20 protein-coding genes are annotated in these 26723 nt (G+C 69.9%); 15 read left to right on the top strand and 5 right to left on the bottom strand.

Annotated features, from left to right (window positions below; all coding sequences use genetic code 11):
- Nucleotides 1-11: 11 nt before the first annotated feature.
- Nucleotides 12-905 (bottom strand): AEC family transporter, encoded by an 894-nt coding sequence (locus J2850_RS09245; RefSeq protein ID WP_209980886.1) that lies wholly within the window; start codon nt 903-905, stop codon nt 12-14.
- Between the two features lie 234 nt (nt 906-1139).
- Here J2850_RS09245 and J2850_RS09240 point away from each other — a divergent pair, with 234 nt between their 5' ends.
- The 6 genes from J2850_RS09240 (at nt 1140) to bcsN (ending at nt 10416) form a co-directional block, all read left to right on the top strand.
- The gene (locus J2850_RS09240; RefSeq protein WP_209980885.1) at nt 1140-1784 is read left to right on the top strand and encodes a flavodoxin family protein; all 645 of its coding nucleotides are present in this window, start codon (nt 1140-1142) and stop codon (nt 1782-1784) included.
- A gap of 240 nt (nt 1785-2024) precedes the next feature.
- A complete protein-coding gene (gene bcsA, locus J2850_RS09235; RefSeq protein WP_209980884.1) occupies nt 2025-4307 on the top strand; it encodes a UDP-forming cellulose synthase catalytic subunit in 2283 nt (760 codons plus the stop codon).
- Between the two features lie 5 nt (nt 4308-4312).
- Complete coding sequence (locus J2850_RS09230) at nt 4313-6823, top strand: cellulose biosynthesis cyclic di-GMP-binding regulatory protein BcsB (protein ID WP_209980882.1); 2511 nt, start codon at nt 4313-4315, stop codon at nt 6821-6823.
- The gene (locus tag J2850_RS09225; protein WP_209980880.1) at nt 6820-7890 is read left to right on the top strand and encodes a family 8 glycosyl hydrolase; all 1071 of its coding nucleotides are present in this window, start codon (nt 6820-6822) and stop codon (nt 7888-7890) included. Before J2850_RS09230 ends, J2850_RS09225 begins: the two co-directional genes overlap by 4 nt.
- Nucleotides 7887-9731, top strand: a complete 1845-nt coding sequence (locus J2850_RS09220) for a hypothetical protein (protein WP_209980878.1) — start codon at nt 7887-7889, stop codon at nt 9729-9731. The genes J2850_RS09225 and J2850_RS09220 overlap by 4 nt, the downstream gene beginning before the upstream one ends.
- Nucleotides 9732-9741: 10 nt before the next feature.
- On the top strand, nt 9742-10416 hold the full coding sequence (bcsN, locus tag J2850_RS09215) for a cellulose biosynthesis protein BcsN (RefSeq protein WP_209980877.1): 675 nt from the start codon (nt 9742-9744) through the stop codon (nt 10414-10416).
- A 152-nt stretch (nt 10417-10568) separates the two neighbouring features.
- Here the strand turns inward: bcsN and J2850_RS09210 are convergent, their stop codons facing one another.
- Nucleotides 10569-14042 (bottom strand): indolepyruvate ferredoxin oxidoreductase family protein, encoded by a 3474-nt coding sequence (locus J2850_RS09210; RefSeq protein ID WP_376981562.1) that lies wholly within the window; start codon nt 14040-14042, stop codon nt 10569-10571.
- Between the two features lie 401 nt (nt 14043-14443).
- On the opposite strand from J2850_RS09210, the gene otnI reads away from it, so the two are divergent.
- The 9 genes from otnI (at nt 14444) to J2850_RS09165 (ending at nt 23319) form a co-directional block, all read left to right on the top strand.
- Nucleotides 14444-15226 (top strand): 2-oxo-tetronate isomerase, encoded by a 783-nt coding sequence (gene otnI / locus J2850_RS09205; RefSeq protein ID WP_209980872.1) that lies wholly within the window; start codon nt 14444-14446, stop codon nt 15224-15226.
- Between the two features lie 98 nt (nt 15227-15324).
- On the top strand, nt 15325-16347 hold the full coding sequence (locus J2850_RS09200; protein WP_209980870.1) for a hypothetical protein: 1023 nt from the start codon (nt 15325-15327) through the stop codon (nt 16345-16347).
- A gap of 159 nt (nt 16348-16506) precedes the next feature.
- Nucleotides 16507-17220 (top strand): GntR family transcriptional regulator, encoded by a 714-nt coding sequence (locus tag J2850_RS09195; RefSeq protein WP_209980868.1) that lies wholly within the window; start codon nt 16507-16509, stop codon nt 17218-17220.
- Nucleotides 17221-17279: 59 nt separating this feature from the next.
- Nucleotides 17280-18125, top strand: a complete 846-nt coding sequence (locus tag J2850_RS09190; RefSeq protein ID WP_209980866.1) for a transporter substrate-binding domain-containing protein — start codon at nt 17280-17282, stop codon at nt 18123-18125.
- A gap of 174 nt (nt 18126-18299) precedes the next feature.
- Complete coding sequence (locus tag J2850_RS09185) at nt 18300-18965, top strand: amino acid ABC transporter permease (RefSeq protein WP_209980864.1); 666 nt, start codon at nt 18300-18302, stop codon at nt 18963-18965.
- A gap of 12 nt (nt 18966-18977) precedes the next feature.
- Nucleotides 18978-19643: an amino acid ABC transporter permease gene (locus J2850_RS09180; protein WP_209980862.1), complete on the top strand. Its 666-nt coding sequence runs from the start codon at nt 18978-18980 to the stop codon at nt 19641-19643.
- A gap of 26 nt (nt 19644-19669) precedes the next feature.
- Complete coding sequence (locus J2850_RS09175; RefSeq protein WP_209980860.1) at nt 19670-20464, top strand: amino acid ABC transporter ATP-binding protein; 795 nt, start codon at nt 19670-19672, stop codon at nt 20462-20464.
- A 97-nt stretch (nt 20465-20561) separates the two neighbouring features.
- On the top strand, nt 20562-21485 hold the full coding sequence (locus J2850_RS09170; RefSeq protein WP_209980857.1) for an aminotransferase class IV: 924 nt from the start codon (nt 20562-20564) through the stop codon (nt 21483-21485).
- 58 nt (nt 21486-21543) lie between these two features.
- Nucleotides 21544-23319, top strand: coding sequence for a chloride channel protein (locus J2850_RS09165; protein ID WP_209980854.1), 1776 nt, complete (start codon nt 21544-21546; stop codon nt 23317-23319).
- Between the two features lie 27 nt (nt 23320-23346).
- Here the strand turns inward: J2850_RS09165 and J2850_RS09160 are convergent, their stop codons facing one another.
- The 3 genes from J2850_RS09160 to J2850_RS09150 form a co-directional block, all read right to left on the bottom strand.
- The gene (locus tag J2850_RS09160) at nt 23347-24255 is read right to left on the bottom strand and encodes a DMT family transporter (protein WP_209980853.1); all 909 of its coding nucleotides are present in this window, start codon (nt 24253-24255) and stop codon (nt 23347-23349) included.
- On the bottom strand, nt 24252-25304 hold the full coding sequence (locus J2850_RS09155) for a histone deacetylase family protein (protein ID WP_209980851.1): 1053 nt from the start codon (nt 25302-25304) through the stop codon (nt 24252-24254). The genes J2850_RS09160 and J2850_RS09155 overlap by 4 nt, the downstream gene beginning before the upstream one ends.
- A gap of 123 nt (nt 25305-25427) precedes the next feature.
- On the bottom strand, nt 25428-26669 hold the full coding sequence (locus tag J2850_RS09150; protein ID WP_209980849.1) for a Zn-dependent hydrolase: 1242 nt from the start codon (nt 26667-26669) through the stop codon (nt 25428-25430).
- Nucleotides 26670-26723 lie beyond the last annotated feature (54 nt).

Below are 26723 nucleotides of genomic sequence, written 5' to 3'. Positions count from 1 at the left end.
TGATCCTCCCGTCATTGCATCACCAGCATCATCAGGGCCGGCAGCCCCACGAAGGCCATCGCGGTGGAGCCCAGCACCATGCCGGCCACGTCTTCCGGCGAATTGTCGTAGCGCAGCGCCCAGAGATAGTTGAAGACCGCCACAGGCATGGAACTCTGCACCAGCACGACGCCGCGTGCCGGCCCGCTCAACCCCATTGCCCAGGCGACCAGCAGCCCGATGGCGAACCCGGCGACCAGCCGGAAGGCCGACATCGACAGTGCCCGCAGCGCCCCCGACAACCGGAGCCGTGCGAGCGCCACCCCCAGCGACAGCAGCATCAGCGGCACCGCGCAGTTGCCGAGCAGGGTCGTCGTGTCGGCGATCCAGACCGGCAGCGGGGCCTGGTAGAGCTGGATCGCCACCGCCAGCGCCACCGCGTAGATGGTCGGCGTGCGCAGCATCTGCTTCAGGTCGAACCGCCCGGCGGCCAAAGCCGGTCCGAGGGTGAACTGGCAGACGGCCATCACCGCATAGAAGAGCACCGCGAGGCTGAGGCCGGTTTCCCCAAAAGCGAACAGGCAGACCGGAAGGCCGAGATTCCCGGCGTTGGGGAAGGCCATCGCCGGCACGTAGACCCGCAGGGGCAGGCCACTGGCGAGCAGGACCGGCACCGACAGCAGCGCCGTCAGCCCCATGCAGGCGGCGGCGGCCACCGTCATCTCCGCCATCACGTCCGCCGACAGGTGCAGCCTGGTCAGAGCGGAGAAGACCAGGCAGGGGGAGGAGACGTTGATGGCGAAGGTGGTGATGAAGGCGCTGTCGTAGGGCAGGCGTGCGCGGTGCCATCCGTAGCCGATGGCGGCCACCACGAACACCGGGGCCAGCACGGTAAAGGCGTTGGACAGAAGCGTGAGTGTCGGCATGGGACCGGAGTTGACCTGGATGGGCGGCGGTTTCGATTGGCGGCACCGATTGTCCGCCACCATGGCGGCAATCGCGTGTCGCGTCACCCCTGCAAGCTCAAGCAGGGGCGCAGGGCAGCCGCGCGACGGGGCGGTGCCGGCCCTCCTTGGCGCTATGACTCCCGGCCGGAGGGATTGCCGCCCGATGGCCACGACCCACGTCCATGGCCGACAGCGACCGGAAAGGAAACAGCCATGGCACCGACCGCAGCGTCTCCCGCCGCCTCTCTCACCGTCATCGCATTGAACTGCACGCTGAAACCATCGGGAAAGCCGTCCTCCACCGACCGCCTGCTGGAGCAGGTGCTGGTGGAACTGAAGGGGCAGGGCGTCATGCCCGAGGGCGGGGTGGTGCGGGTGGCCGACCTCGACATCAAGCCGGGCGTCACCTCCGACGAAGGGGAGGGCGACGACTGGCCGGCCTTGCGCCGGCGCATCCTGGATGCCGACATCCTGCTGATCGGCACGCCGATCTGGCTCGGCCAGCCATCGTCCGTCTGCAAGCGCGTGCTGGAGCGGATGGATGCGTTCCTCGACGAGACCGACGGCCAGAGCCGCATGCCCTCCTTCGGCAAGGTGGCGGCCGTGTGTGTCGTCGGGAACGAGGACGGGGCGCACCATGTCCATGCGGAGCTCTATCAGGCCTTGAACGACGTCGGGTTCACCTTGCCGGCCGTGGCCGGCACCTATTGGGTCGGGGAGGCGATGCAGGGCACCGACTACAAGGATCTCGATGAAACGCCGGAGGCGGTCGCCGCCACCAATGCCATGCTGGCCCGGCATGCCGCCCACCTGGCACGCCTGCTGAAGGGGAAGGGCTATCCCGGCGCACCGGAATAGGTGCTCCGCCCGGCGGTCCGGGCCGCCGGTGGCGGCGCCCCGTCCACCGGCGTTCGCGGCGCCGGCCCCGATTGCCGGACGTGGGCCGGCGGCCCCGGAGGCCGGAGCCGGATTTCAACCGCCGGTTCCAGACGATGTGTTAAGCCTCATTTCCAACGACTTGGTAACGAATTGTAATGAACCTTGAGGCATAAGCGGGGCACCCTTTATGTTGGGCCGCACTTACTCCTTCAGGTCTGCATGAAACCGACGCCGGATACAGATACGGTTGTTCGCGCGCCTAGCATTAAGGCGGCGCGGCCGAAAGCAAAGCCGGATACGCGTCGCCGCCGGTTCTCGCTGCGATCCGTTCTGCTTTGGCTTCTTTTGCTGCTCTCGGCGGGTTTGTTTCTTGCGCTGGCCGCTTTGCCGGTCGGGCGGGTGGCCAGTGCCGCGATCTCGGTCGGCGTCGTGGCCGCCGCCTTCGTCCTCGGCCGCTTCGCCCGGCGCATCTGGCATGCGCGCACCCTGACGGTGCTGCTGCTGGCCTTCGTCACCTTCCGCTACTTCTTCTGGCGGCTGACCGGAACGCTGCCGCCGGTGGACGATCCGGTGAACTTCATCCCCGGCGTGACCCTGTTCGCGGCGGAGGCGATCTCCTTCGTGCTGTTCCTGACCTCGCTGTTCGTGATCATCGACCCGATCGCGCGCGAACCGTCGGAGCCCAAGGGCGACCCGGCCTCCTGGCCCAGCGTCGACGTCTTCATCCCCTCCTACAACGAGGAGCCGGAGCTCCTGGAGACGACGCTGGCTGCCGCGGTCTGCATCGACTATCCGCGCGACAAGCTGCACGTCTACCTGCTGGACGACGGCGGCACGGACCAGAAGCTGGCCCATGCCGATCCGGATCTGGCGGCGGCTGCGAAGGTGCGGCGCGAGACGCTGACCGCGCTGTGCGAGCGGCTGCAGGTCACCTACATGACCCGGCCGCGCAACGAGCACGCCAAGGCCGGCAACATCAACCATGCCTTCAAGAAGACCGACGGCGACCTGGTGCTGATCCTGGACGCCGACCATGTGCCGACGGTGGGCATCCTGAAGGCGACGGTCGGCTTCTTCCAGCAGGATAGCGGCCTGTTCCTGGTCCAGACCCCGCACTTCTTCGTCAATCCGGACCCGGTCGAGTACAACCTCGGCACCTTCGAGCGGATGCCGAGCGAGAACGAGATGTTCTACTACTCGATCCAGCCGGGGCTCGACCGCTGGAACGGATCCTTCTTCTGCGGCTCCGCCGCCCTCCTGCGCCGGGCGGCGCTGGAGGAGGTCGGCGGCTTCAGCGGCGACACCGTGACCGAGGATTGCGAAACGGCGCTGGAGCTGCATTCGCGCGGCTGGCGCAGCGTCTACCTGCCGCGCCCGCTGATCGCCGGATTGCAGCCGGAGACCTTCGACAGCTTCATCGCCCAGCGCTCGCGCTGGACCCAGGGCATGATCCAGCTCTTCCTGCTGAAGAACCCGCTGTTCAAGCGCGGGCTGAGCGTCCCGCAGCGCCTGTGCTACCTCAGCACCATGCTCTACTGGTTCTTCTGGTTCTGGCGGCCGATCTTCCTGCTGTCGCCGCTGTGCTACGCGCTGTTCGGGCTGGAGATCTACCGGATCAACCTGCCGGACTTCGCCTGCTTCGTGATCCCGCACGTCTTCGCCGCCGCCTTCCTGTCGCAGTTCCTGCACGGACGGATGCGCTGGCCGCTCTTCTCCGAGCTGTACGAGTATCTCCAGTCCTTCCACGTCTCGCGTGCGGCGCTGGCGACGCTGATCCGGCCGCGTGACCCGGTGTTCAAGGTCACGGCAAAGGGGCAGTCGGTCGAGGAGGACGGCTTCTCGCCGCTCGCCACCCCCTTCATCCTGGTGACGCTGCTGCTCATGGTCGGGCTGGCCGCCTGCGCCTGGCGCTATTCGATCTATCCGGAGCACCGGGCCGCCATCCTGCCGGTGGCGGTGTGGAACTCGCTGAGCCTGCTGCTGGCGCTCGGCGGCCTTGCGGTGGTCTATGAGCGCAAGCGCGTCCGCCGCCAGGAGCGCTTCACCGTCGACCGCTCCGCCGAGCTGACGTTCGCGGACGGCACCAGCATCGACGTCACCGCCGCCGACGTCTCGGCCGGTGGTGTCCGTCTTCTGGTCGATCCCCGCTGGCGCGAGCTGCTGGGCCGGCAGGAGGAGCCGGTGCTGACCATCGCCGCCACCGAGGCGGAGGCCGCGACCACCACCGGCGTGCGCATCTACCGCGTCGACATGCGCAACGGGGTGCTGTCGGTCGGCACCGGCTTCGCGCCGCGCGACCGCCAGGACATCGTCGAGGCGGCGCGCTTCGTCTTCGGCAACAGCGTCGGCTGGGACGATTTCCTCGATCGCAAGCGCGTGGGTGCTCCCACCTTTTTCGGCGGCCTGCTGTTCTTCGCCACCCGGGTGGTGCCGCGGCTGGGCCATGTGCTGCTGGCGCTGCCGGGCGCCCTGCGCCGCATCCTGACTTTCCAGGCACCGTGACGGCCATGGCGGCGCACGTTCCCCAAACGGCCGTCCGGCCGCTGATGCCTGCGCTGCTGGCGGCGCTGCTGTTGTGGATCGGCCTCGCCGTCCCGGCGCTGGCGGCCGACCGGCGTGTGATCCCGCTGTCGAACCTGCGCGACGGCCAGCCGGAGGTGACCCTCCACGGCGAGACGGAGACGGTGGCGTTGCGCGCCATCCTGCCACCGGTGGCCGGGCTGACGTCGGTGGTGCTGGCCCTGACCTACGAGAACGGCATCGACATCCTGCCCGAGAAGGGCTCGATGGCGGTCTACATCAACGGGTCGCCGGTCGCCGACCTGCCGCTGGCTGCCTTCCGCGGACCGGTCAACGCCGCCATCACCCTGCCGGCGAGCCTGATCCGGCCGGGCGAGAACCAGATCGTCTTCCAGACCAATGCGCAGCACCGCGCCATCTGCTCGGTGCGCGGCACCTACGACCTGTGGGCGCGCGTGAACCTCGCCGCCTCGTCGCTGACGCTGGTCTCGGACGGCGGCGTTCCGGATCCCGATCTGGCGATGATGCGCCACCTGCTGGCGGCCTCCGACCGCGCGCGCGAACCCCTTGCCATCATCGAGGTCGGCAGCGAGGCCGACGCCGACCATCTCGGCTGGGGTGCCATGGTGGCGCAGTCCTACGGCCTGCTGCTGGGCGACCAGACGCCGCGGGTGGTGGCCGTTCCGGTGCCGGCGAAGGGCGCCGCGCCGGTGCCCGCGCTGGAAAGCCTGCCGCTGCCCGGCGGCAAGAACGTCCTGATCGGCACCCGCGACCGCCTGGCCCCTCTGCTGGGCGAGGCGCGCGCGGCGGCGATCACCGGCCCCTTCCTCGGCGTGTACCCGATACCCCCCGGCGGCAAGGCGGGGGCTGCCGGCGGTGGCTTCGTCGCCATCGCATCGGGGCGCACCCCGCAGGAGGTCGATCAGGCGGTGATGCGGCTGGCCGACGTTTCGCGCCCGCTGCCGACCCAGACCGCGATGATCGTCGCCGATGCCGCTCCGCCCGCCGCGCCGCCACCCCGCCCGGTGCAGGCGGAGGGGCGCTACAGGCTGTCGGACCTCGGCTTCCCCACGGTGCAGCACAGCGGCTACCGGTACGCCGGCCGCTTCACCCTGACGCTGCCGACCGGCTTCGCGCCGGTCGGCGACCGTGCGATCCTGTTCCATGTCGATGGTGCCTTCGAAGGCAACCTCGGCCCCGGTGCCGTGCTGAACGTCCGCGTCAACGGCCGCCCGGCCGGGGCCATGGAGATCGACAAGCGCTCCAGCGGCATCATCGAGAACGGCGAGATGCCGCTGCCGATGGCGCTGTTCCGTCCCGGTCCGAACAGCATCGACGTGGAGGCGGAACTGCCGCCGGGGGGCGGCACCGATTGCGTCTTCGCCGTGCGGCGGCCGACCTTCACCCTGCTCGACAGCTCCAGCATCGAGATACCCGGCTTCGCCCGGCTGGTGACGCTGCCCGATCTCGGCACCCTCGGCAACACCTCCTATCCCTACGGCGGCGTCGCCGGCGACGAGCCGGCGCCGCCCTTCGACCTGGTGGTGGTCGGCCGCGATCCCGCCTGGACGGGTGCGGCCTGGAGCATGGTGGCCAAGCTGGCGCAGCGGGCCGGCGACCTGATGACGGTGGTCCCCTATACCGGCTGGGACCTTCCGCCCTCCGACAACGCGCTGATCGTCGGTCCGGTCGCGGCCCTGCCGCAATCGGTCTTCACCGCGGCGCCGCTTCCCGGCGACCGGCTGGCCGGACTGCTGGAGGCAGGCGCCCTGATCGCCCAGGCCAGCGCCCGCGGCGAGCCGATGCCGGCGGCGGACCGCCGGGCACTCGCCGAGCGCCTGCGGCTGGGCTGGTCGGGTGCCGGCGCCCGCGCGCCGCTGCGCACGGGCCTCGCGTCGCCCCCGCCCCTGGCCGGCGCCCCCGGAAGCGCGGCCGACGGTGGAGCGCAGAGCCGCTGGCAGCGCATGGCCGGCGACGTCAAGGAGACGGCGGGAGCCGGTGGCGGCTGGGTTCCCGAATGGGCACGCCGCGGGATGGCCGCGGCCGCGCGCTATATCAACCGCTGGACGGTGGATGAGGCGCCGGCCGACGTCGTCGCCTTGACGGAGAACGCCGACTCGCTTCCCGAGGCGGCCCTGCTGCAGTACCGCGCGCCGGGGAACGAGGCGCTGACCTGGACGCTGCTGACGGCGTCGGACGCGCGGTCGGTCGAGCGTGCCATGCGCAGCCTGGGGGACGCCGGGCTGTGGGACAAGCTGCATGGCGGCGGCGCGCTGTGGACCAGTGCCTCCACCGCTGTGACGACGCTGGAGCCGAACCGTCCCTACCAGCTCATCCTCGAGCCGTTTGACATCGGCAACCTGATCCTGATCCTGGCCCGCAACCTGTCGCAGCGGATCGAGCTGCTGTTCGCGCTGCTGCTGGGGACGACGCTGGTGCTGACGATCAGCATGCGGCTGCTGCTCAAGCGCGGCCATCAGGAGAGGAGCGGATCATGACGCCATCGCGGCGCGACATGCTGGCCGGAACGGCTTCCCTGGGCTTGACCGCGGGCCTGCCCGCAGTCCTGACGACGATCCTGCCGGGTGCGCTGCGGGCGGCGCCTTTCGATGCCGCGGCGTGGCAACGCTATGCCGAGCGTTTCCTGCAGCCGGAAGGCCGGATCGTCGACAGCGGCAACAAGGGGGTCAGCCATTCCGAAGGGCAGGGCTACGGCATGCTGCTGGCCGTGGCCGGCGGCGACCGTCCCGCCTTCGACCGGCTGTGGGGCTGGACGCAGCGGACCCTGATGGTGCGCGGTGACGGGCTGGCCGCATGGCGCTGGAAGCCGGAGGAAGGCGTCACAGACCGCAACAACGCCGCCGACGGCGACATGCTGATCGCCTGGGCGCTGATGCGCGCCGCCGAGCAATGGCAGGCCGAAAGCTACCGCGCCTCGGCGCTGTCGATCGTCAACGCCCTGGCGGCCGGGCTGCTGGTGGAGCAGGCGGGGCTGACCGTGCTGCTGCCGGGGCGGGAGGGCTTCCGCAAGGGCGACACGCTGGTGCTGAACCCGAGCTACTGGATCTTCCCGGCGATCCGCGCCTTCGCCGCGCTGCCGGGGGGCGAGCGCTGGGGCAGGCTGGCGGATGCCGGGCTGGTGCTGCTGTCGAAGGCGCGCTTCGGCAGCTACCAGCTTCCGCCCGACTGGATGGCGCTCGACGCCGGCGGCGCCGTGACGCCGGCGGAGGGCTTCAAGAAGCAGTACGGGTACGACGCCGTGCGGGTTCCGCTGTATCTGGCCTGGGACGGCTACCGCGACCCCTACTATTTCCGTCCCTACGCCGCCCTGGCGACGAAGTTCGGCGGGACGGCGATCCCGGCGACGGTCTCGCTGCCCCAGGGCACGACCACCCAGGTGGCGGCGTCGGTCGGGATGCTGGCGGTCTATCGCCTGGCCTGCCGCATCGCCGGCACCGGCAACGAGGTGACGGTGCCGGCGCCGGCCGCCGACGAGGACTATTACTCCACCACCCTGCTTCACCTGTCCGCACTCGCCGCGCAAAGCCTGGGAATCGATCCGTGACCCGTCCCGTCCTTTCCGCTCTCCTCCTGATCGGCACCGCCGTGCTCGGCAGCCCGTCCGCCGTCCTTGCACAAGCGGGAGGGGCACAAGCGGGAGGGGCACAAGCGGGAGCTCCGCAGCCGGGAGGCGGCCGTGCGCTCGCCCCCGGTGTGAAGGTGGAGGTGGCTCCAGCTCCCGGCAGCGGCTCCGCTCCGGCAGCCGGCAAGGTGGACGAGACGGCGCTTCGCTATTACGCCCGGATCGGCGATGTCGAGCGGATGGAGGCGGAGATCGCCCGCCTGCGTGCGCTCGAACCCGGCTGGGAACCGCCGAAGGACCTGTTCGCGCCGCAGCCGGCGACCGCCGGCGTCGATGAAAGCCCGATCTGGGCCCTGCTGTCGGCTGGCAAGGTGGCGGAAGCCCGGGCGGCCGTCGCCGAGCAGCGGCGCAAGTCGCCGTCCTGGCAGCCGTCGGAGAAGCTGCTGCAGGAGTTGGACCTGGCCGAAGGCGCCGGGCGCATCCGGCAGGCGAGCGATACCAAGCGCTGGCAGGACGTGATCGATGCCGCCGCCGCCCAACCGGAGGCGGTGGCCTGCGGCCGGCTGGACAATGCCTGGCGTCTGGCCGAGGCCTATGGCGAGCTGAAGCAGCTCGACCGTGCCTACGACACCTACCGCACCATCGTCACCACCTGCCCCAAGGCCAAGGAGCGTCGCGACACGCTGTTCAAGGCGTCGCGCTACCTGGGGCCGGACCGGCTGCGCGAACTGGCGGCACTCGGCGCCACCAGCAACCCAGCGCCCGGGGAGGATTACTCCACCGTCCGCGCGGCGGAGGCGGAACTGGAGACCGGCCGCCTGCTGGAGCGCCTCGGCAACGCCAAGCCGGGCGGCCTGTCCGCCGCCGACCTGTCGCGCGTGGAGGGCATCGTTCGCGACAAGCAGGACGCCGACGGTGCCGTCGCGCTCGGCTGGTACTTCCAGAAGCAGAAGAACTATGCCGAGGCGCAGTCCTGGTTCTCCCAGGCCAATCAGTGGGAGCCTTCGGACAAGGCGGCGGAAGGGCTGGTGCTGGCCTACAACGGGCTGGGGGAAAAGGCGCAGGCCCGTGCCGCCGCCGCCCCCTGGAAAGGCCGGTCGTCCCGCATCGACCAGGCGCTCAAGGCCGTCGACCCGCCGCGCGGCGCCGGCGGCGGGCGGGCGGTGCCGCAAGGGCCGAGCGAGCTCGACCGTGCGCTGGCCCGCCGCGATTTCGCCGGCTGTCTCGGCATCATCAGCACCACCATCGCCCGCGGCGGACCGACGGCGGCACTCCTGCAGCAGCGTGGCTGGTGCCTGATGGAACTGAAGCGCCCGTCGGAGGCCGAGGCCGCCTTCGCCGAGGCGCAGGCTCTGGCCGCCCGCGAACCGGCCAAGGCCGCCGCCGCCGGATCGCGCCTGCCGGCCGGCGCGCTGCCGGCCAACGGGGCTGCGGACAAGCCCACCTCCGCCCAGGAGAACGCCTATGGTCAGGCCCTCGCCCGTCTGGCGACCGGCGACATGGCGGGGCTGACCCGCGACCTGCCGCGGGCCAACATGACCACGGCGCAGAAGGCGGAGATCCGCGCGGCGCTGCTGGCGACGGAAGCAAACCGCGCGCTGGAGGACAAGCGCTACCACGACGTGCTACGGCTGCTGGATGCCCGCAAGGAACTGACGCCGGAGTCGCGCAACCTCGGCATCCTGCGCGGCTGGGCGCTCTACAACCTGATGCGCTACGACGACGCCTACCGGCAGTTCAAGGCCATCGACGACCGGCTGAGCACCGAGGAGTCGCGGGAAGGCGTCAGCACCGCCTGGAAGACGATCTATCACGAGTGGTGAGGGGACCCCGATGCCCGGCATCGACAGCATTTTCCCGAAGGCTGGAATTTGGGCGGCGCTCGCCGCGGCGCTGCTGACCTCCGGCTGCGCCGGCTGGATGCGCGACAACATGGAACTGGCGCCGACCCCCTGGCGCCGCATCCAGCCTGCCGCCTTGCCGGTGACCTTGCCGCCGGCCGCCGACGTCCCGGTGGTGGCGGCGCGCATGCGGGATACCGGCACGGTGTACAAATCCTACCTGGCGGTTCTCGGCAACCCGACGGCGTTGCCGGGCGAGAACCGGCTGTCGATCGACGTGCAGACCCTGCCCGACAGCCTGCTGGGAGCGCTGGTCCAGCCGCCACGGATTTTTCCGGTGCCGCTCTATACCTCGGAAACCCTGATGGCCAAGACCAGGAAGGAATTTCCGGATATGGAGGTGAAGCTCGCCGAGGTGTCGCGGCGCAACCGCTACGGCGACTACGACTATGTGGTGGCGCAGAACCTGGCCAACAGTTGCGTGCTCGCCTGGCAGCTCCTGACCGACCACAAGCGGATGCTGCCGGAGCGGATCGAGGCGGTGCGCCTGGAATACCGGGCCTGCGGCATGGGCGACAATGTTCGTGCCCTGTTGGCACCGTTCGACGGGCTGGTGCTGACCCTGCCGGAAACGGTGCTGGAGGCGGAGGAACTGGGCGGGGCGTGAGGGGGGACCCCGGGGGACCGCCTGCGGCTCCCGCTGCCCCCTCCCCAACCCTCCCCCGCTTCGCGGGAGAGGGGGCAAGTGCTTGTTCGCAAAGGCGGCGGCAGTCCCTCTCCCACGAAGTGGGGGAGGTTAGGAGGGGGCAAAGCCGGCGCTCACGCCGCCCGCGCCGGGCGCGACCGCAACTGCTCCTCCAGCGTCCGCCAGCGCGGCTCCACTGCCTCCAGCGCCCGCTGCTTGACTGGACCGAAGCCGCGGATCTCCTGCGGCAGGGCGGCCAACTCGATCGCGACGGCGAGCCGGTCGGCCGACAGACGCTCCACGATCTCGCCGACCGTCGCCTCGTAGCGCGCGATCAGGGCACGTTCCATCGTCCGCTCGGCCGTGTGGCCGAAGGGATCGAATACGGTGCCGCGCAGCCGCTTCATCGCTGCCAGGCCACGGAACACCGGCAGGATCCAGCCGCCGAGCGCCATCTTGCGCGGCTCGCCGTAGCCATTGGTCTGCCGCGCCAGCAAGGGCGGGGCAAGGTGGAAGACGGGCTTCCAATCCCCCTCGAAGCGATCCTCCAGGCTCTTGCGGAAGGCGGGATCGCTGTGCAGCCGCGCCACCTCGTATTCGTCCTTGTAGGCCATCAGCTTGAAGGCGCTGCGCGCCACCGCCTCCGCCAGTGCGGTCGAACCGGGGGCGACGCCGGCCTCGGCCCGACGGGCGCGGTCGACGAGGGCGCGGTAGCGGTCGGCATAGGCGCGGTCCTGGTAGCCGGCGAGGAAGGCGGCCCGCCGCTCGACGATGGCGGCAAGGTCGACGGCGGGCGCTTCCTCCTCCGCGCCGAGGGTCGCCAGCAGCTCCGGCCGGTGGGCGGCGAGGCGGCCGAAGGCGAAGGCGCGCAGGTTGGCGGCGACGCCGGTGCCGTTCAGCTCGATGGCGCGGGTCAGTGCCTCAAGCCCCACCGGCAGCAGGCCCTTCTGGAAGGCGACGCCCATCAGGAAGACGTTGGCCAGGATGCTGTCGCCGAACAGGGCGGTCACCACCCGGTTGGCGTCCACCACATCCACCCGGTCGCTCCCGGCGGCCCGGCGGAGAGCGCGCAGCAGGGCGCCGGCATCGGGCAGCTTGCTGCCGTCGCGGGTGAAGGCGCCCGTCGGGGCGACATGACCGTTCGCCACCACCCGGGTGCGGCCGAGCCGCACCGTCTTCAGCGCGTCGGGCGACGCCGCCACCACCGTGTCGCAGGCGAGCACCAGTTGCGCCTGCTTGGGATCGATGCGGGCCTGGTTCAGCCGTTCGGCTTGGCGTGCCACCCGCAGGTAGCTGTAGACCGCGCCGCCTTTCTGCGCGAATCCCATGAAGTCGAGGACCGACGAGGACTTGCCTTCCAGATGCGCCGCCATCGCCAGCACCGCGCCCACGGTGACGACGCCCGTGCCGCCGACGCCGACGATCAGGATCTCGGCGACATCCCCGGCCGCCTCCCTTGCCGGATCGTCGCCCGGCATGCGCAGGGGAAGCGGCAGGGCGGCGAGGTCTTCGGTGAAGCGGGCGGCGACGCCGTCGGGGTCCGGCTTGCGCAGGCTGCCGCCGACGACGGAAACGAAGCTGGGGCAGAAGCCGTCGGCGCAGGAATAGTCCTTGTTGCAGCTCGACTGGTCGATCTGCCGCTTCAGGCCGAACTCGGTCGGCTTCGGCAACACCGACAGGCAGTTCGACTTCCTGCCGCAGTCGCCGCAGCCTTCGCAGACCAGGTCGTTGATGACCATCCGCCGCGCGGGGTCGGGCAGGGTGCCGCGCTTGCGGCGGCGGCGCTTCTCGGCGGCGCAGGTCTGCTCATAGACGATGGCGGTAACGCCCGGGATCTCGCGCATCTCGCGCTGCACGGCGTCCAGCTCTTCGCGGTGATGCACCGTGGTGAAGGGGGCGAGGCCGGAGCGGCTGTCGTACTTTTCCGGTGCGTCGCTGACCACGGCGATGCGCGTGATGCCCTCGGCCGCAAGCTGGCGGGTGATGGCGTCGACCGAGATCGGGCCGTCGACCGGCTGGCCGCCGGTCATGGCGACGGCATCGTTGAACAGGATCTTGTAGGTGATGTTGACCTTGGCGGCCACCGCCTGCCGGATCGCCAGCAGGCCGGAATGGAAATAGGTGCCTTCGCCGAGGTTCTGGAACATGTGCGGGCGCTTGCTGAAGGGCGCCTGACCGATCCAGCTCACGCCTTCGCCGCCCATCTGGCTCAGCCCGACGGTGTCGCGGTCCATCCAGGAGGCCATGAAGTGGCAGCCGATGCCGGCCATCGCCTTGCTGCCGTCCGGCACCTTGGTCGAGCTGTTGTGCGGGCAGCCGGAGCAGAAATAGGGCGTGCGCGGCAGGGCCGGCGTGTCGGGCGTCGCCGCCGGCAGCAGGTCCGTCAGCCGGTCGCCCAGCCGGCGCGGGAGATCATGGTTCGCAAGCCGATGGCGGATGCGCTCCACCAGCGCCTTGGCGACGATCCACGGGCGCAGTTCCCCGGTGGCGGGCAGCAGCGGCGCACCCAGCTCGTCAGTCTTGCCGATCACGGCGCGCGGCCGGTCGCCGGCCGGCAGGTGGAACAGCAGGTCCTTGAGCTGGCCCTCGACCACCGGCGCCTTTTCCTCCACCACCAGGACTTCTTCCGCCCCGCGGGCGATGGACAGGGCAAAATCGGGCTCGATCGGCCAGGACAGGCCGATCTTGTGCACCGAAAGGCCGATCTCCGCCGCTTCGGCCGGACCGATGCCGAGGACGCGCAGCGCCTCCATCAGGTCGAGATGGGCCTTGCCGGTGGTGACGATGCGCAGCCAGCCCGCGGTCGGGCCCCCGGTTCCGAGCACCGTCCGGTCGATGCGGTTGACGCGGGCGAAGGCCTTCACCGCGGCGATTTTGGCTGCGAGCCGCTCCTCGATGCGCAGGCTGGGCAGGTCGGGCCAGCGGTAATGCAGGCCGCCCGGCGGCGGCTCGAACTCCACCGGCAGGAAGGGCGCGTCCAGCGCGGGAAGGCGCACGGTGGCGGAGCTCTCGACCGATTCGGAGATCGCCTTGAAGCCGACCCATGCCCCGGAAAAGCGCGACAGCGCGTAGCCGTAGAGGCCGAAATCCAGGTAGTCGCGCACGCCCGCCGGGTTCAGCACCGGCATCGACCAGGCGATCATCGCGAGATCGCTCTGGTGCGGCATGCTGGAGGACACGCAGCCATGATCGTCGCCGGCAACGGCGAGCACCCCGCCATGCGGCGAGCTGCCATAGGCGTTGGCATGCTTCAGGACGTCGCCGGACCGGTCGACGCCCGGCCCCTTGCCGTACCAGAGGCCGAAGACCCCGTCGACCGTCGCCTCGCCGGAGGATTCGACCTGCTGGGTGCCCATGACGGCGGTGGCGCCCAGGTCCTCGTTCACCCCTGGAACGAAGGTGATGGCATGGGCGTCGAGATGCGCGCGCGCCTGCCAAAGGGCCTGGTCGAGACCGCCCAGTGGCGAACCGCGGTAACCGCTGACGAAGCCGGCGGTGTTCAGGCCGGTGCGCCGGTCGCGCTCCGCCTGGAGCAGCAGCAGCCGGACGAACGCCTGCGTTCCCGACAGGTAGACCTGCCCCTCGCCGCGGGTGTAGCGGTCTTCCAGGCGATAACTGAGGTCGATCGGGGCGTTTCCTGTCCGCAGGCCGCTCGGCATGCCGTCCATGTCTCGTTCCCTCGGTTCTGCGTCGCTTGATCGAAGTGCGTTGCTTGATCCGAGTGTGCGCCTTTCGCAGGCAAATGATTTTGCGGGTTGGAGCAGACCGGACGCCGATCGGAAAATACTGTTTCCGATAATCAGCATATCCAGCGTAATTTTTGCGCGAAGCCGGGATCGGAGGGCCGCCGCTTGCGGCGGCACGCTGGCCTGCGTGGAGGCGCGGTGCGCCGGCGGAGGATCATCGCTTCCCGTCGGATGGATGTTGCGGCAAGGATGCCTGCCAGGATCAGGCGCCCCGCCTGGGTCCTTTCCGGATCACCGCCGACCAGGGGAGTTCCCGAGCCGCCATGCCCGCCTTCGCCGCGAACCTGTCCATGATGTTCACGGAGTGGTCCTTCCTCGACCGCTTCGATGCCGCCGCCGACGCCGGGTTCCAGGCGGTCGAATACCTCTTCCCCTACGACCATGCGCCCGACGCCATCGCGAAGCGGCTGGAGCGCAACCGCCTGACCCAGGCGCTGTTCAACATGCCGCCTGGCGACTGGGCGGCGGGGGAGCGGGGGCTGGCCGCCCTGCCGGACCGCTTCGAAGAGGTTCGTGCTGGCGTCGAAACCGCCCTGGTCTATGCGGAAGCGACGGGATGCCGCCGCCTGCATCTGATGGCCGGACGTGCCGATGCCGGCGATCCGGCGGCGCTCGCCTCCTACCGGCGGGCCGTCCGCCATGCCGGCGAGGCGCTCGCCGGACGTGGGGTCGAGCTGCTGCTGGAGCCGATCAACGGTCGCGACATGCCCGGCTATTTCCTCGACGACTTCGGCCTCGCCGAGCGGCTGATCGGCGAAACCGGCCTGCCCAACGTCCGCCTGCAGTTCGACCTCTACCACCGGCAGATCATCCATGGTGACGTCACCATGGCGCTGCGCAGGCTGATGCCGCTCGTCGCCCATGTCCAGGTCGCGTCGGTCCCCTCGCGGAACGAGCCCGACGGCGAGGAGCTGAACTGGCCCTTCCTGTTCGACGAGATCGACCGGCTCGGATATCAGGGATTCGTGGGCTGCGAATACCGGCCGCGGTCGTCCACGCTGGAGGGGCTCGGCTGGTTTGCCCCGTTCCGCACGGCGGCGGGATGACGGACCCGCGGCGGCCACCATATCGCGGTCGACAGGATGGCCCGGCGCTCCTATGGTCTCGCCGATCAGGATATGGCGACGATGAGGACAGGGGCATCATGGCGAAGAAGGACGGGGTCAACGGCAAGGGCGGACAGTTCACCGGGACGCCGGCCGACCGGCTGGTCCGGCTGTGGCGCAACAATGACGAACGGTTCGGCGCGTTGCTCGACGAACTGCTGGACGGCAACCGCCAGGGCGTGATCGAGGCGGCCATCGGCAAGCTGCGCGAGGAGGAGAGCTACGACTTCGTGGATGAGGTCGAGGCATTCTCCGAGACGGTGCAGGGCACCGACGAGCAGGGCGACCCGATCCTCTCCACCCTGTTCTGGCTGGCGGCCGAGGTCGAGGGGCAACTGGACGCGCCGCCGACGGTGGACGCCATCGAGCGTGCGCTCGACGATGCCGGACTGCTGGAGAACGCGTCCGACCTGAAGCTGCTGCCGCTTTGGCTGGACGTCGACCGTCTGTCCTACCTGGAGGCCGCCGATCGGCGGAGCTTCGTGCGCCGTTTCGTCGCCTCCACCGAGGAGGCGGAGTCGTTCGCCCGCGAGCAGGACCTGCTGGCCGACGCGACGGAGACGGGCAGCAGGATCGTCGCCGTCGTCGGTCTGGTGGTGGAGGAGGATGTGGCGGCGGACGGCGAGGCGACGCCGGATCCGTTGAACCTCGGCTTTCCGGCCGAGGAGGAGCCGGAACTCGATCCCATCGAGCAGGAGCGTATCCGCCAGACGCTTGCCGCCCTGGCGGCGGCGGTGTCGGCGGCCGACGCGCGGGTGCGGCGCCTTGAACCGGTCGGCGGCCTGAACGACCTGCTGGATTTCACCGCCGAAGGGGTCTGGCCGGACGACCTGGACGCCAATTTCGACGAGATCAACGACTTCCTCGACATCGCCGGCAACGAGACCGGTGACGGCGTGCTGGATGCGACCGTCGAGGCGACCGCCGAAGGGGTGCAGGTCCGCCTGTACAACTCCGACGGCGTGCTGCTCGACGAACGCAGCTTCGATGTTGATGCCGACAGGATCGACGAGGCCGAAGCGCTGCTGAAGCGCCGCTGCCGGCGCGTCAGCACGGTCTGACCGGCTTGGACAGTCCGGGACGCGGACGATCCTCACGGACCGTCGCCGCGTTCCGGACCGCCGCCGGACCATTTTACTTCGCCACCGAAACATCCTCGATTGACTTGGCCGTTGCTTCGGCGCAGATTGTCGACAATCGATTATTGACGGCGAGGGCGCATGACCGTCGAGGCAAAGGGCAGGGCTGGCGGATCGGTCGTGGCACGCGTGCCGAAGGCGACCTTCCGCGCCCACATCGCGGACGCGCTGCGGGCCGCGATCCTGAACGGGAACATCGAGCCGGGTGCCCAGGTCATCGAAACCGCGCTTGCCGAACAGTTCGGCGTCAGCCGGGGGCCGCTGCGCGAGGCCATGCGGCAGTTGATCGACGAAGGGCTGCTGGTCGCCGTGCCCTACACCGGAACCCATGTCGTCGACCTGTCCGTCGACGACGTGCGCGAGATCTACTCCATGCGCGTCACCCTGGAGATCTTCGCGTTCGAGCAGATCTGGGCGCGCCGGGACCAGGCGTTCCGCCGTGAACTCGTCGCCCGCCACGACGCGCTCACCGCCTGCATCGACGCCCAGGACGACGCGGCCAGCATCATCGCCGAGCTGCAGTTGCACGGCTTCGTCTACGAGGCGACGGGGCACAAGCTGCTGATCCGGACCTGGGAGAGCATCCGCGGGCGCCTGCAACTCTACTGGGCGGCACACCACCGCGCGCATGGCATCCGTGGTCCCCGCCGCGAGGGCCACGACCGCTATGTGGAGATGGCGCTCGCTGACGATATCGAGGCGCTGAAGGCCGAGATCGCCGACCACATGGCGCGTGGCGGCAGGCAGACCGAGGACTTCCTGCGTGGCCGGCCGGCGTCGGCGGGCACGGCTTGAAGGCTGACGGTCCGGCCAGGGAACACAAAAAGACAACGCAAGGACAGAGGAGGCTCACGATGACCATCGACCGCAGGACCCTGCTCGGCCTCGCCGCCGGCACCGCTTTCGGCCTGTCGGCGTTGCCGACGCTGCCAGCCCTCGCCGCTTCGCCATCCACTCTCGACACGGTCAAGGCCAGCAAGCGCCTGCGCATCGGCGTGACATCGGCCGAGCCCTGGTTCTTCAAGGACCCGATGACCGAGACCTGGACCGGCGTCGGCGTGGCGATGGGGCAGCGGCTGGCCGCCAGCCTCGGCGCCACCCTGGTTCCGGTGGAGACCACCTGGGCGAATGCCGTGGGTGCGCTCCAGGCCGACCAGATCGACCTGATGTTCGTCCTCGATCCGACCGAGGAGCGCCGCAAGGCCATCGACTTCCCCGAGGCGCCGCTGTTCTACTACGCCATGGGCGCGCTGGTCGCCGGTGACTCCGACATCAAGGCCTGGTCGGACATCGACAAGCCGGGACTGCGCATCGGCGTCACGCTCGGCACCTCGCTCGACAAGAACGTGACGGCGATGGTGAAGTCGGCGGCCATCAATCGCTTCTCCAACAACGACGAGACCATCGCCGCCTTCGCGGCCAAGCGCATCGACGTCGCGGTGCAGTTCCATCCGGCCCTCGTCGTCCAGCAGACCCGCCTGCGTCTGGGCAAGGTCATCCTGCCGGAACCGGTTGAGCCGGTGGCGACCAGCGTCGGTCTGCGCAAGGAGGAAAACCCGGCCTTCCGCGACTGGCTGGATGCGCAGCTCAAGACACTCTATGCCGAGGGCGTCCCCGACCAGGTGTTCGCCGCCTACCTTAAGTCGAAGAATGTCGACGCCTCGAAGATCCCGGGCCTGATCAAGGAAGCCTGGCACTGACGGTCCCGGCAGGGCTATCGCAATTGGTGCCCTCTCCTGCCTCTCGCACAAACGTCGTTTGTGCTGACGGCGTCAGGCGGATCAAAGATCCGCTGAGAGCCCCGGGAGAGGGCAGTAGCCGCCAAATGCGTTGACCTTGCGTTCGCCGCAAGAGGACATCGACAAGGACGCCGCATGACCTATCAGTGGGATTTCTCGCCGATCCTGGCGCGATGGCCGATGCTGCTCGACGGCCTGTTCAACACGGTCAAGATCGCGGTGATCGCGATCATTCTGGGCGTCATGGTCGGTCTGGTCCTGGCGCTGCTGCGGTTGTCGCCGCGCCGGTACCTGCGTTTGCCATCTTCGGTCTTCGTCGAGTTCTACCGGAACACGCCGCCGATCGTGCACTTCTTCTGGTTCTTCTACGCTCTGCCTGTGGTGCTGAACATCAGCCTCGACCCGCTGATCGCCGCCGTGCTCGCCTTGTCCACCCAATCCGGCGCCTTCTATGCGGAGGTGTTCCGCGGCGGCATCCAGTCGATCGAGCGCGGGCAGTGGGAAGGGGCGAAGGCATTGGGGATGAGCCATGCCCAGTTGATGCGGCGCATCATCCTGCCGCAGGCGGCGACCCGCATGTTCGCCCCGTTCGTCGAGCGCTCCTTCGAACTGGTCAAGACGACGGCGCTGGCCTCCACGCTCGCCTATGGCGAGTTGCTGTACCGGGCGATGATGGTGAACAGCGAAACCTTCCGGCCGCTGGAGGTCTACACCACCGTCGCACTGCTCTATCTGGTCCTGCTGGTCTCCTGCAGCGGCCTCGCCAGGCTAGCCGAGGCGCGGCTGACCGCATACCGCTGAGGAGGCGCAGAGATGGAGTACAGCTTCGACGCGGCACTGGTGGTCGAGACCTTCCCGATCCTGATGCGCGGCTTCCTGGTGACCCTGGAACTCTGGCTGCCCAGCCTGGCGATCGGGCTGGCGGCGGGCCTTCTTCTGGCGCTCGCCCGGCTGTCGGGCAGCCGCCTGCTGCGCGGCGGCAGCCTGGCCTACATCGAGCTGTTCCGCGACACGCCGGTGCTGATCCAGTTGATCTGGTTCTACTACGCCTTCCCGATCATCATCGGGGTGCAGCTCTCGCCCTTCACGGCGGCGCTGCTCGGGCTGGCGCTGAACACCTCGGCCTATGGGGCGGAGATCTTCCGCGGCGGCATCCAGTCGATCGCCCGCGGCCAGTGGGAGGGGGCGAAGGCGCTGGGCATGCGGCACGCCGACGTGCTGCGCCGGATCATCCTGCCCCAGGTCTTCAAGCTGATGCTGCCGGCCTTCACCAACCGCGCGGTCGAGGTGGCCAAGATGTCGTCGCTCGCCTCGGTGCTGTCGGTGCATGAGCTAATGTACCAGGGCCGGCTGCTGAGCTCGACCTACTACCGGCCCTTCGAGATCCTGACCACGGTGGCCGTCGTCTACTTCGTCCTGATCTATCCCGCCACCTTCCTGTCGATGACCCTCGAACGCCGCATGGCCGGCAAGGGATGACGGCCATGCAAGCGGAGACCCTGTCCATGCCAGAACCCACCCGTCCGGCTCCGATCCTGCAGGTGTCCGGCCTCCACAAATGGTTCGGGGCGCTGCATGTGCTGCGCGGGATCGATTTCTCGGTGGAAGCCGGCGAGCGCATCGCGATCATCGGCGGCAGCGGCTCGGGGAAGAGCACCTTCCTGCGCTGCCTCAACTTCATGGAGACGCCGAGTTCCGGCCGGATCGCGCTCGACGGTACGCCGCTCGGCCGCACCACCGCCGGCAAGCCCGACGAGGTGCGCTATCCCGAGAGCGAGCTGTGCCGGGTCCGCGAGCGCGTCGGCATGGTCTTCCAGCAGTTCAACCTGTTCCCCCACATGACCGTGCTGGAGAACGCGATGGAAGGTTTGGTCACGGTCAAGCGGATGAAGAAGGGGCAAGCGCGCGAGCGCGCCCTGCGCGAACTGCACAAGGTCGGGCTGGGCGAGAAGACCGATGTCTATCCGGGGCGGCTGTCCGGCGGCCAGCAGCAGCGGGTGGCGATCGCCCGCGCGCTCGCCATGGAGCCGGAGATCCTGCTGTTCGACGAGCCGACCTCGTCGCTCGACCCCGAACTGGTCGGCGAGGTGCTGCGGGTCATCCGCCAACTGGCGGAGGAGGGTCGCACCATGCTCCTGGTCACCCACGAGCTGGGCTTCGCCTATCATTTCGCCACCAAGGTGATCTTTCTCGCCGACGGCGTCTTCCACGAGGTCGGGACCCCCGACGAGGTGCTGAAGCACCCCGGGCAGGAGCGCACGCGCGCCTTCCTGGACCGCTTCACCGAGTTTTCCTTCTGATCCGCCTTCGCGCTGATCTTCCTTTTTTGGGCATCCGGGAACACGCGGCGCACCGCCGGCCAGCAGGGCCGGCCGCCGCCGGGAAAGGGCAAATGTGATGGCAGCGACCAATGCGGCGAGCAAGACCAGCTCGCAGGGCTATGTCGACGACACCCGCAACGACGAGGTGCTGATCTATGTGAACGGCGAGTTCTTCAAGCGTGACGAGGCCAAGGTTTCGGTCTTCGACGCCGGCTTCGTGCTGGGCGACGGGGTGTGGGAGGGGCTTCGCCTGGTCAAGGGCCGCATCCTCGCCCTCGAAGACCATCTGGACCGCCTGTACGAGGGCGCCAACGCCATCCAGCTCGACATCGGCATGACGCGGCAGGAGCTGGTCGCGGCGATCCAGGCGACGCTGGACCGCAACGGCATGACCGACGGCGCCCACATCCGCCTGATGGTCACCCGCGGCCGCAAGAAGACGCCGAACCAGGATCCGCGCTTCGCCCTCGGGCAGGCGACCATCGTCATCATCGCCGAATACAAGACGCCGAAGCCGGAGTCCAAGGCCAACGGGCTGACGCTGCTGACCTCGACCATCCGCTGCAGCGGCCCCGACGTCTTCGACCTGCGCCTCAACTCGCACAGCCGCCTCAACTTCATCCAGGCGCTGATCCAGGCGATCAACGCCGGGGCCGACGAGGCGCTGATGCTCGACCCGCACGGCTTCGTGGCGAGCTGCAACTCCACCAACTTCTTCATCGTCCGCAAGAAGGAGCTCTGGACCTCCACCGGGCGCTACAACTTCAAGGGCATCACCCGCGGCAAGGCGATCGACCTCTATCGCCAGGACGGCGGCACGGTGCGCGAGCACGATTTCACCCTGGCGGAGGTCTACGGCGCCGACGAGGCCTTCGTCACCGGCACGCTGGGCGGCATCACGCCGGTGGTGGGGATCGACGGCCGCCGGATCGGCGACGGCAAGCCCGGCCCGGTCACCGCTCATATCGCGGAGCTGTATGCCCGCGCGATGCTCGGCTGACGGCGGGACCGTGCCGGCGGCGCGAGAGGCCTGATCGCAGGAGGCGGCGCGGAAAAGCATGTTCCAATCGCTGAGGGCCAGGCTGTCGGGTCCGGACCAGGGGCCGGACGTCAGGGCACCCGCCTGGCTGCGCGCCTTCGTGCGCGGCGACGAGATCTGGCTGGCGGTGCTGGCCGCCGCCATCGGGATCATCGCCGGCTGCCTGGTCGCCGCCATTGTCGCCGCGGTGCAGTCTGCCCACCACCTCCTGTTCGCGGTGGAGGGCCACGACGTCAGCGGTGCCGCCGCCGTCGATCCCTGGCGGGCGGCGCTGGTCCCGGTCGCCGGCGGCGTTCTGATGGCAGGGTTCGGCTGGCTGCTCGCCCGGCTGCCGCGCCTTCCCATCATCGATCCGGTGGAGGCCAATGCGCTGCATGGCGGTCGCATCCCCATCCACGGCAGCCTGCTGCTGGTCCTGCAAACCATGCTGTCCAACGGCTTCGGCGCCTCGGTCGGGCTGGAGGCCGGCTATGCCCAGGCCGGCGCCATGGTGGCCTCCAAGCTCGGCCGCATCTTCCATGTCCGGCGGGGCGACCTGCGCACCCTGGTCGGCTGCGGCGCCGCGGCGGCGATCGCCGCCGCCTTCGACGCGCCGTTGACCGGCGCCTTCTATGCCTTCGAGCTGATCATCGCCAGCTACTCGATCTCCACCCTGGCGCCGGTCGGCGTCGCCGCGATGACCGGCGTCGGCGTCATGCGGCTGATCCTGCCCCAGCCGTCGCTGCAGGTCGGCTTCGCCGGCAGCCTGGGGGCGGCCGACTATGTGCTGGTCTGCCTGATGGGGGTGCTCTGCGCACTGCTCGGCATCGCTATGATGCGGACGGTCGGGCTGGTGGAGGCCCTCTTCAACCGGAGCCGCATCCCGGCATGGGCCCGGCCGGTCGTCGGTGGCTGTTGCCTCGGCCTGCTGGCGCTCGCCACGCCGGCGGTGCTGTCCTCCGGCCACGGGGCGCTGCATGCCGGCTTCAACGCCTTCTACACCGCGCCGGTCCTGCTGGCGCTGATCGGGTTGAAGGCGCTGGCCTCGGCGATCTCGATCGGTTCCGGCTTCCGCGGCGGGCTGTTCTTCGCCTCGCTGTTCCTGGGCGCGATGCTCGGCAAGCTGGTCGCGATCGGCTGGATGCTGGCGGTGGGGCTGGCGATCCCGGCGGTGGTGATCGGCATCGTCGGCATGTGCGCCATGGCCACCGCCGTGCTCGGCGCGCCGCTGACCATGGCCTTCCTTGCCCTTGAGGTCACCGGCAGCCTGCCGCTGACCATCGCGGTGCTGGCGGCCGCGGTGGTGTCGTCGATCACCGTCCGGCGGGTCTTCGGCTACTCCTTCGCCACCTGGCGCTTCCATCTGCGTGGCGAGTCCATCCGCAGCGCCGCCGACATTGGCTGGATCCGCGAGCTGACGGTGGGGCGCATGATGCGCAAGGACGTCCGGACCGTGCGCGCCGACCAGACGCTTGCCCAGTTCCGCCGCAGCTTCCCGTTGGGGGCGACCCAGCGGGTGGTGGTGGTCGACCATGCCGACCGCTATGCAGGAATCGTCTTCGTGTCCGACGCTTACCGCGACACGGACGAGAGCGCCGAACTCGCCGATCTCATCCGCCTGAGGGCCGAGGTCCTCCTGCCCAACGTGAACATCCGCGAAGCGATGGGGACCTTCGCCGCGGCGGAAAGCGACGTGCTGGCGGTGGTCGACGGCGCCGAGCGGATGCGGGTGATCGGCCTGCTCACCGAACAGCACGCGCTGAGGCGCTACAACGAGGAACTGGACGGACGGCTGCGCGAGGGCGGCCTGCTGTGACCTGCGGGGGCGGCGGACGTGAGGGAATCAGCGCCCCGCCGGCTTGGGTCCCAGCGCGCAGGCGACGGCGGCCAGGACCAGCAGCAGGGCAGCCGCCAGCCGCGGGGTCACCGGGTCGCCCAGCAGCAGCACGGCGCCGCCGACGCCGACCACCGGGATCAGCAGGGTGCTGACCGCCGCCTCGCCCACGGTCAGGCGGCGGACGGTGACGTACCACAACGCCTGCGCCGCGCAGATCGAGCAGAGGATGTGCCAGGCGAATCCCACCCACACGGCGGCATGGATATCGGCGACCGCAGGCCGCGCCTCGGCGGTTGCCAGCACGATCATCGGCAGGGCGCAGATGACGTACTGCCAGCCGGTGATGACCATCGGGTGGCTGCGCCAGACCCGCCGCTTCATGACGATGGTGCCGAGCGCCCAGGCGACCGCGGCGACCAGCATGATCGCCGGACCGGCCAGCGCCGAGGGCGGGGCGGTCAGTGCCTCCGGCCCCAGCAGGACCAGCAACCCGCCCAGCCCGCAGGCCAGCCCCAGGATCTGGCGCAGCGCCGGCCGTTCTCCCAGAAGCGGGATCGCCAGCAGGGTCGCCCACACCGGCATGGTGAAGGCGATGATCGCGGCCTGCGAGGTCGCCATCAGGCTCTGCCCCAGCGCCGTGCACAGGTTGAAGACCAGCACGTTGCACAGGCCGCCGGCGGCCAGCGCCGGCCACTCCGCCCGTTCCACCCGCAGCCGGTGCCCGGCCAGCCGCGCGGCACCCAGCAGCAGCACGGCACCGGCGGTGAAGCCGATGGCGCGCAGGCTGAAGATCGGCACCTGCGTCAGGATCGTCTTCACCGCCGGCCAGTTCAGGCCCCAGAACAGGCTGATGCCGGCGATCAGCAGGTACTTGACCGGATCGCGGCCCGCGCCGGCGGCGGTGACGGCGGTCATGCCGCGGCCTTGCCCTCGAACCCGTCCAGGAAGCTCGACAGGTTGGCCGACAGCGCGTCGATGGCGTAGCCGCCCTCCTGAACCAGCACCGTCGGCAGGCCGGTGGCGGCGATCAGGGCACCCATGTGGGCGAAGCCCGGCGTGGTGACGCCGAAGGCGGCCAGCGGGTCGTCGATGAAGGTGTCGAAGCCGAGCGAGACGAACAGCATTTCCGGCGCGAAGCGTTGGACCTCCGCCAGTCCCCTGCCGATGGCCGCCAGCACCGTCTCCTCGTCGCTGCCGATCGGCAGCGGCAGGTTCAGGGTGTAGCCCTCGCCGCGGCCGGTGCCGCGCTCCTGGGCGAAGCCGGCCATGTGCGGGTAGAACTGCGCGGGATCGGCGTGGACCGAGACGAAGAAGACGTCGTCGCGGTCGTAGAAGATGTCCTGGGTGCCGTTGCCGTGGTGGACGTCGACGTCGATGATGGCGGCGCGGGCCGGCTTGCCCTGGGCGCGCAGGATCGGCAGCACCGATTCCGCGGCGACGGCGACATGGTTGAGGTAGCAGAAGCCGCCGGCCATGTCGCGGGTGGCATGGTGCCCCGGCGGCCGGCACAGCGCGTAGGCCGAGCGGTCGGCCCCGGTGGCGACCAGTTTGGCGGCATGGATCGCGGCGTTGGTGGCCGCACAGGTGGCGGTCCAGGTCTCGGCGCCGATCGGGCAGGCGGTGTCGAACATATGCCAGCCCGCCTGCCCGACGATGCCGGTCGGATAGTTGGGGGCGGCCTGCATGCGGTGGACGTTGGGCAGCACCACGTCGCCCATGTCGCCGGCGGCGACCCAGCGGGCGTGCGCGGTCTCCAGGAAGGCGAGGTAGGCCGGCGTGTGCACCGCGGCGCGCGGGGCGGGGCCGTAATCGTCGGGACGGATCAGCGTCTCGCCGCGGCTCTCGATCAGCGAGGCGAGCGCCCCGACGCGCTCCGGCTTCTCCGGCAGGGCGCGCAGCAGGCCCTTGTTGAAGTAGGTGGCGGGGCGGTGCAGGGCGGCGTCGGGGTGGTGGACGAACTTCATGGCGGACTCCGGGAGCCTGTGAGGGTGGTGCCCCCTCCCTCCCCCGCTTCGCGGGAGAGGGGCCGGTTCCCTCTCCCGCGAAGCGGGGGAGGGTTAGGGAGGGGGGCAATTGCGGCCGGCGCCTTACGGACGGCCGGCGGTGGCGACCAGGGCGTCGAACAGCACGGCGGCGCCACGGGCGCCGTCGGCGGGGGCGATGTTCTCCACCTCGTTGTGGCTGATGCCGTTCTCGCAGGGGATGAAGATCATCGCGGTGGGCACCTTGCCGGCGACATAGACCGCGTCATGGCCGGCCCCCGAGACGATGTCGCGGTGGCTGAAGCCGTAGCCTTCGGCGGCGTCGCGCACGCGGCCGACCAGCTCCGCCGCGAAGGGGGTGGGCGGGAAGTGCCAGAAATCGGCGACCTCCGCCGTCACGCCGGCCTGTTCGGCGATCGCCGCGACCGCGTCGCGGAAGCGGCGGTCCATCTCGGCCAGCGTGCCGGCGTCGGGGTGGCGCAGGTCGACGGTGAAGAACACCCGGCCGGGGATGACATTGCGGGAGTGCGGGTGGACGTCGAGGATGCCGACGGTGGCGCAGGCGTCGCCCGGCGTCTCCAGCCCGACCCGCTGCACCGCCTGGACCATCGCCGACGCGGCGACCAGCGCGTCGCGGCGCAGGCGCATCGGCGTCGGGCCGGCATGGGCCTCGACGCCCGTCACGGTCACCTCGTACCAGCGCTGACCCTGCGCGCCGGTGACGACGCCGATCTCCTTGCCCTCGACCTCCAGCACCGGGCCCTGCTCGATGTGGGCCTCCAGGTAGGCGTGCATCGGGTGCTCGACCGGCGCGTCGCCGGCATAGCCGGTGCGGACCAGCTCGTCGCCCAGCCGGGCGCCGTCCTGCGCCACCTTGTCGAGGATCTCCTCCAGCGTGAAGACGCCGGTGGCGACGCCGGAGCCCATCATCGGCGGCGAGAAGCGCGAGCCCTCCTCGTTGGTCCACACCGCGACCTCGACCGGGTGCAGCGTCTCCACGCCACGGTCGTTCAGCGACCGCACCACCTCCAGCGCCGCCAGCACGCCGAACACGCCGTCGAAGCGACCGCCGGTCGGCTGGGTGTCGAGGTGGCTGCCCATCACAACGGGCGGCAGGTCCGGATCGCGGCCGGCGCGGCGGGCAAAGATGTTGCCGACCTTGTCGACCGTCACGGTGCAGCCGGCCTCGCGGCACCAGGAGACGAACAGGTCGCGGCCGGCCTTGTCCTCGTCCGTGAGGGCGAGGCGGCAGTTCCCGCCCTTCGGCGTCGCGCCGACCTTTGCCATCGCGGCGAGGCTGTCCCACAGGCGGTCGGCATTGATCGGCAGGTTGGAGGGAAGGGGCATGGTGGGGCTCCGGAGGCTTTGTTGATTTGTTGGGGAGGTGCTTTTGCCCCCTCC

The organism is Azospirillum picis, from assembly GCF_017876115.1.
In the GTDB taxonomy this organism is placed as follows: Bacteria; Pseudomonadota; Alphaproteobacteria; order Azospirillales; family Azospirillaceae; genus Azospirillum; species Azospirillum picis.
Note: the sequence above shows the minus strand (reverse complement) of the source record. Positions and strands in the feature narration are given on the sequence as shown.

What these genes read in the sequence shown, in the direction of transcription:
- J2850_RS09185 (WP_209980864.1), top strand. Translation starts at nt 18,300, where the DNA reads ATGACCTATCAGTGGGATTTCTCGCCGATCCTGGCGCGATGGCCGATG.
- bcsA (WP_209980884.1), top strand. Translation starts at nt 2,025, where the DNA reads ATGAAACCGACGCCGGATACAGATACGGTTGTTCGCGCGCCTAGCATT.
- J2850_RS09245 (WP_209980886.1), bottom strand. Translation starts at nt 905, where the DNA reads ATGCCGACACTCACGCTTCTGTCCAACGCCTTTACCGTGCTGGCCCCG.
- J2850_RS09170 (WP_209980857.1), top strand. Translation starts at nt 20,562, where the DNA reads ATGGCAGCGACCAATGCGGCGAGCAAGACCAGCTCGCAGGGCTATGTC.
- otnI (WP_209980872.1), top strand. Translation starts at nt 14,444, where the DNA reads ATGCCCGCCTTCGCCGCGAACCTGTCCATGATGTTCACGGAGTGGTCC.
- J2850_RS09160 (WP_209980853.1), bottom strand. Translation starts at nt 24,255, where the DNA reads ATGACCGCCGTCACCGCCGCCGGCGCGGGCCGCGATCCGGTCAAGTAC.
- J2850_RS09180 (WP_209980862.1), top strand. Translation starts at nt 18,978, where the DNA reads ATGGAGTACAGCTTCGACGCGGCACTGGTGGTCGAGACCTTCCCGATC.
- J2850_RS09195 (WP_209980868.1), top strand. Translation starts at nt 16,507, where the DNA reads ATGACCGTCGAGGCAAAGGGCAGGGCTGGCGGATCGGTCGTGGCACGC.
- J2850_RS09230 (WP_209980882.1), top strand. Translation starts at nt 4,313, where the DNA reads ATGGCGGCGCACGTTCCCCAAACGGCCGTCCGGCCGCTGATGCCTGCG.
- J2850_RS09240 (WP_209980885.1), top strand. Translation starts at nt 1,140, where the DNA reads ATGGCACCGACCGCAGCGTCTCCCGCCGCCTCTCTCACCGTCATCGCA.
- J2850_RS09190 (WP_209980866.1), top strand. Translation starts at nt 17,280, where the DNA reads ATGACCATCGACCGCAGGACCCTGCTCGGCCTCGCCGCCGGCACCGCT.
- J2850_RS09165 (WP_209980854.1), top strand. Translation starts at nt 21,544, where the DNA reads ATGTTCCAATCGCTGAGGGCCAGGCTGTCGGGTCCGGACCAGGGGCCG.
- J2850_RS09225 (WP_209980880.1), top strand. Translation starts at nt 6,820, where the DNA reads ATGACGCCATCGCGGCGCGACATGCTGGCCGGAACGGCTTCCCTGGGC.
- bcsN (WP_209980877.1), top strand. Translation starts at nt 9,742, where the DNA reads ATGCCCGGCATCGACAGCATTTTCCCGAAGGCTGGAATTTGGGCGGCG.
- J2850_RS09200 (WP_209980870.1), top strand. Translation starts at nt 15,325, where the DNA reads ATGGCGAAGAAGGACGGGGTCAACGGCAAGGGCGGACAGTTCACCGGG.
- J2850_RS09150 (WP_209980849.1), bottom strand. Translation starts at nt 26,669, where the DNA reads ATGCCCCTTCCCTCCAACCTGCCGATCAATGCCGACCGCCTGTGGGAC.
- J2850_RS09175 (WP_209980860.1), top strand. Translation starts at nt 19,670, where the DNA reads ATGCCAGAACCCACCCGTCCGGCTCCGATCCTGCAGGTGTCCGGCCTC.
- J2850_RS09155 (WP_209980851.1), bottom strand. Translation starts at nt 25,304, where the DNA reads ATGAAGTTCGTCCACCACCCCGACGCCGCCCTGCACCGCCCCGCCACC.